This is a genomic window from Tannerella sp., from assembly GCF_030528505.1.
Lineage (GTDB): Bacteria > Bacteroidota > Bacteroidia > Bacteroidales > Tannerellaceae > Tannerella.
In genome coordinates this window covers 1-5,814 of the sequence record NZ_JAUMYS010000090.1, presented here as the reverse complement: position 1 = coordinate 5,814, position 5,814 = coordinate 1, and the positions used below count along the sequence as shown (strand labels likewise).

Here is a 5,814-nt window from a genome sequence, read left to right as displayed (position 1 = left end):
TTCACTACCTTTGACTACCCTGACTACTTTGACTACTTAAAAACTATCTCCTACAGTCTTGTCGAATCAACGATCCGGCCGTCGAAGAGGTTGATGATCCGGTCGGCAAAGCCTGCGTCATGCTGCGAGTGAGTCACCATAACGATCGTCGTACCTTCATTGTGCAGCTCGGTCAGCAGTTGAATCACTTCGAGACCGTTCTTCGAGTCAAGGTTTCCCGTCGGCTCGTCGGCAAGAATCAGTTTCGGATTCGAAACGACCGCGCGGGCGATGGCCACACGTTGCTGCTGACCTCCCGAAAGCTGTTGCGGGAAATGCTTCGCCCGATGACCGATGCTCATACGCTTAAGGATGGCCGCCACCCGCTCCTTCCGCTCCGAGGCTTTGATGCCGAGATACGTCAACGGCAGTTCCACATTCTCGAATACATTCAGCTCGTCGATCAGGTTAAAGCTCTGGAACACGAACCCGATATTGCCTTTGCGCACCTGCGTACGTTCCTTCTCTTTCAGATGGCCGACTTCATGTTCGCCGAGATAATAATTTCCTTCAGTCGGATTGTCCAACAGTCCGAGGATATTCAGCAGCGTCGATTTGCCACAGCCCGAAGGGCCCATAATCGCGACAAACTCGCCATCCTTCACTTCCATCGATACCTTGTCCAGCGCGATCGTCTGCACTTCTTCCGTCTCAAAATACTTCGTCAAATTTTCTACTTTAATCATGATTGTTATTTTTTTATGTTTATATATTTATTATTAGTTTTCAGTTTTCAGCATTCAGATGAACCACAAGTTGCACAAGGCTTCGTTCAGCATTCAGTGTTCAACATTCAGCCAACAAACCAATCAACAACTAAACGCCCGCAGGGCCTCACTTTTCACTTTCACCTATTCACTCCTCAAACTTTTCACCGGGTTCGTACGTGCTGCACGCAACGCCTGCCAGAAGACCGTAAAAAACGATATGATCAGGCAAAATACAAAGGCCGTAAGATAAATCCACACCGAGAGCGATATGCGATACGCATAATCCGACAGCCATCCGCTCATAAAATACCAGATCAGCGGCACGGCAATCACGAATGCAATCCCCACATACGAGAGAAACGTTCGCACCAACCTGCTCATCACTTCATTCGTCGTCGAACCGAATACTTTGCGCACCGCCACTTCTTTCAGCCGCTGACGAATAAAATACGTCGACATGGCCAATAATCCGAGCAGCGAAATCAGCACGGCAATCCCCGCAAAAAGCGTAACGATCTTCGCCGTCCGTCGCTGAGAATCGAACGAATCCATCACCTGCTGATCGATATATTTTCCTTCGAACTCGCGGCCGGTAATACGTTGATAAACCGCCGCAATTTCACGATAAGCCTCATAAGGATCACCCTGTACCTCGATCAGGATATTCCACGCATCGATATCCCCTTCTTTTTTTACCATCATAAAAACAGGTTCTTTGATATGCGTGATGTTCGCCATCTGGAAATCCTTGATCACACCGGCAATTTTGATCTCGCGGTCATGATAATGGAAACACGGTGCCTCTTCCGAAAGACCGGTCTGGCGCAGAAATTCTTCGTTCACGAAAGCGCCTTCACCCGGTGCAAGGCGGTTGTTGCGGATGATTTCCAAACCAAGCATATTGAAAAATGTCGAATCGCCATTGATGTTTTGCGAACTGATATTGTTCCCTTCATAGTTGCCGCTGTAATTATTACCTCGGTTAAAAGGCGTACCCTGCGACACCGCCACACGACGCACGCATGCCAATTGCCGCACCTCGTTCCGAAACACGCTCGACTGCTCCGGATTGTCGAAATTATTCCACAAGTCAAGGATATTCTCCGTCCGGTATCCTAACGGCGCATCGATGAGATGGCGTATTTGCAGATACATCGTCAAGGCGCACGCAATCATCACGATCGTTACGACGTTTTGCAACGTGATAAATACCTTGCTGAAAGTCATTTTCGTACGGCGGCGGAAGGTGCCGCGCACCACTTCGATCGGTTTCGTATTCGATATCATGACGGCCGGAAGCAATCCCGACAAGACGCTCAGCACAACAATAACAGCTGCCATGGCTCCGATGCCCGCCGGCGTAAGCAAGATGCGCAAGGATATCTCGGTTTGCAGAAGGTCATTCACGAAAGGCACGAAGCAACCCGCAAGCAATATCCCCACACCAAACGACACTAGTACCATCACGAACGATTCGAACAACAACCGCATGAAAAGCATCGTACGTTCCGAACCGAGCAGCCGCCGTAGCGCCATCTCCTTGGCACGGAAACCCGATTGCGCCATTGTCAGGTTGATGTAATTGATGATGGAGAAAATAAGAATCACTAATCCGACCGATGTCAGAATCAGGACAAACCGTTTATCACCGCCTTTCAACGGCCAACCGGCCTGAGAGAAATACACATCGGGCAATTTCGTCAAAGTCGGTTGTTCGGAATATCCTTTCGCATACATCCAATAGAACGTTTTGAACCAGTCGCGCATATCGTCGAGCTTTACCGACAGATCAGCGCCGGCTTTCAATTTCAGAAAAGCCACCGTACTTCCTGCGTTGTTATAATTTGTCAAACCGACCGAGCTGTTGAATGTCGTGACATGCTCAACACGGATGACGATGTCGGACGAGGGGATGACGGATGGTTTCATCTCTTCCATCACACCGGTGACGATCACCGACAGCGTATCGTTCAACCAGATACTCCTGCCCATCGGGTTTTCACTGCCGAACGCACGCCGCGCAAACGATTCCGATACGACGGCCGACTGCATCGACTCCAGAACATTACGCTTCTGCCCTTCTTTCAAGCCGAACGAAAAGAAGGAGAAGAACGAAGAATCCGCCATGAGCAGAGTGGCTTTCAGGCTTTCGTCCGCTCCCTTCTGCAATTTAACATGTTTAGGCATGGTTTCTATCACCACAGGACAGACAGCCTCTACCTCCGGATAACGTTCCTGCACGCGCCATGCTACGGGCAAAGCATTCAGATAATCCCTGCTGCCATCTTTATTCATATCTCCCAAGATGTAGATGCGGTCACCATCCTGCTGAAACCGATCGACCGACAGTTCCTGCACGACATAAATACCGATCAGAATCACAAACATCAGCGATACGGAAAGACCGACGACATTAATCGCCGTATACAATTTGTTTCTAGAAAGAAACTTCAAAAAAGATTTCAAATTCATGTTTTTTATTTTTTAGCGGTCAGCCATCAGCCATTAGCTTTCGGCCAACCATTCAACAATCAAACAATTCAACAACTAAACTACTAAACAACTCAACACTTAAACGCCCGCAGGGCTTCACTTTCCACTTTTCATTTTTCACTTTTCGTTCTTCACTCTTCACCTATTCACTCCTCAAACTTTTCACCGGGTTATCGTTCGCCGCGCTCCGTACATGGAATGCCACCACGGTTATGATGACTCCCAACATCATCAAGCCGCACATCGCGAACAAGTACCATGCCAGCGAAACCTTTTCGGAGAAGCCCGAAATCCATCCGGCGGCCGAATACGCTGCCAAAGCACATCCGCCAATCAATGCGGGAACGGCTATACGAACGATGTCACGCTCGAAGAGCAACAAGACTTCTTTAAAAGTCGCCCCGTTGATTTTACGGATCGCTATTTCTTTCCGGCGACGGTTGATCTCGTCGCGCGTATATCCGATCAATCCCGTCAGCGCAATAATCAACGTAATGATACATCCGATCATCACCGAATCGCGAAACAGCCGCGAAGCACGGTATAAATTCGTCATGTCCGCGCGCCAGTCGTTGATCGCCACGTTCTGATCGGGCAGCAACGCCTGTATCGTTTCCTGCACATGCGTCATGCCTTCCGGCGTCAAAGTATGAAACTTAACCAGCAGCTTGCGCGTCCATTGCAGATTGGAAGCATAGAACATCACCGAAGGGCGCGTATCTTCGTTCTCGATGCTGTTGATGCGGATATCTTCGTATACGCCGCAAATGGTAAAAGGCTGTTTCATACCCTGACTGTGTTCCGTAATCAGAATTTCTTTGCCTATCGCGCCGTCGCTCCAGTCGACAAAGTTCTTCATTTTCTCCACAAACCGGCGGCTGACCATCACTTCGCGCGACGATGGCACGTTTTCCGTAAACGAACGCCCTTCCACTACCGGGATTTCCATCGTCTCCAGATAACGGTTACCCACCCAGTACAGGTCTGCAATATTAAATAGTTCACGATCATTGCCCGGAAGGTAGACGTTATTTCCGGACTGTTTTTCGAAAGGAAGCTCCGAGAACGTGGTAACCGCCGCCACTTCGGGAAGGCGTCCCACCTCGTCGACGATTTTGGAGCGCAGCGTAGAATCTGTGCCCCCCATATTGAAATAGGCGAGCTGCTCACAGTTATATCCGGGATTGTCGTTCGTCATGCGTCTATGCTGAAGAGTAATGATCACAAGGAAAGAGAACAGGAAGCCTACACCGACAAATTGTACGAACAGCAACGCAAGTTTCCAGTAACGGCGCGATTCGCGATAGTTCCGGAAAGCCGCCCCGACGGGGATACGCGCGAAAAGATGACCGGGGAGCAGCCCCGTCACGAGAAACACGACCATACACACAGCCACAAGGATTGTAATGCTCTGCGACGAGAAAAGCGCCTGAAGCGACGCAGCCAGCAACTCTTCTACCGTGCCGCGAAACGCAAAGATAAGCAACAGCGCCAGCGCAATCGAAATCAACAGATGAAGAAACGTTTCGGAAACGATCATCCCGCCGATGTTTCTGCCCGATGCCCCGTAACATTTATGTACAGCTACTTCTTTCGTACGGCTGACAAACGACGAAATGACGACTAACACATAATTCATCACCGCCGCGAAGATCAGGACGAAAGCGAGCATGATCAGCAGCGAGGTCATCGATTTTACTTCAGGCGTCTTTCGGTGCAGGTCGGTCAACCGGGTTAATGTATAACTCAGATCGACACCGGCCTTTTTCAAGGCCTCAAAATCCTGATATTTCTTCTGCATCGCCCGCATCGGTTCGGCCAGGCTATCGGGCTCGACACCGGGATACAGCTTCACATAGCCGCGATAACGGTCATTCCCTAACCAGTTCATGGTGCCGTCATAATCGGGTGCGACCATCACCTGAAGGGTTATGACTGCATCGTAACGCTGATGAGCATTCTCCGGTACGGTTTCGAAGACACCGCCGACAGGGATTTTATTCTTATTCTTGCTTCCGAGGCAAAGTGTTTTTCCCATGACGTCGCCCCCAATCTTCCGAGCCAGCTCTTCCGAAATCAAAACGGCGCCTTTCTTCGATAAGACGGCTTTCGCATCTCCCTGCAATATCTTGCGAGGAAACACATCGAAGAAGTATTCGTCGGCGGCAATCATGGAGACCGTATATGCTTTTCCATCGTCGGTATAGGCTTCACCGTCGTAAATTCCGGTGCATCGCGTAGCCATTTCCACACCCGGCACCTCTTCCCTCATCCCGACAGCCACGCCGCCGCTCACTTGGGGATATTCTTTCAGCTCATTATTCTGAATGACTTTTTGGTTCAGCCGGTAAATACGTTCCGAATCGGGATAGAACGCATCGTACGACTGCTCAAAGTAGACTTTGGCAATCAACACCAATCCCATGGCAAGCCCCGCGGCCAGCGAGATAATTTTAATTCCGTTGTTCCGTCCGCGTTTGGTCAACGAACGAAGCGCAATGATTATTCCCTGTTTCATTTTTTTATCAGTTTTCAGTCCTTCGGATGTTGAGTTGTTTAGATGTTTAGTTGT

The 5,814-nt window shown here is 49.6% G+C and carries 3 protein-coding genes; all 3 read right to left on the bottom strand.

From position 1 onward, the window contains the following. Positions 1 to 50: 50 nt before the first annotated feature. Positions 51 to 725 carry an ABC transporter ATP-binding protein gene (locus Q4A89_RS11090; RefSeq protein WP_124751374.1) on the bottom strand — a complete coding sequence of 225 codons (675 nt, stop codon included), beginning with the start codon at positions 723 to 725 and terminating at the stop codon, positions 51 to 53. 165 nt (positions 726 to 890) lie between these two features. Next, on the bottom strand, positions 891 to 3,221 hold the full coding sequence (locus Q4A89_RS11085) for an ABC transporter permease (protein WP_303185535.1): 2,331 nt from the start codon (positions 3,219 to 3,221) through the stop codon (positions 891 to 893). A gap of 163 nt (positions 3,222 to 3,384) precedes the next feature. Continuing rightward, complete coding sequence (locus Q4A89_RS11080) at positions 3,385 to 5,760, bottom strand: FtsX-like permease family protein (protein WP_303185534.1); 2,376 nt, start codon at positions 5,758 to 5,760, stop codon at positions 3,385 to 3,387. Between the last annotated feature and the right edge of the window lie 54 nt (positions 5,761 to 5,814).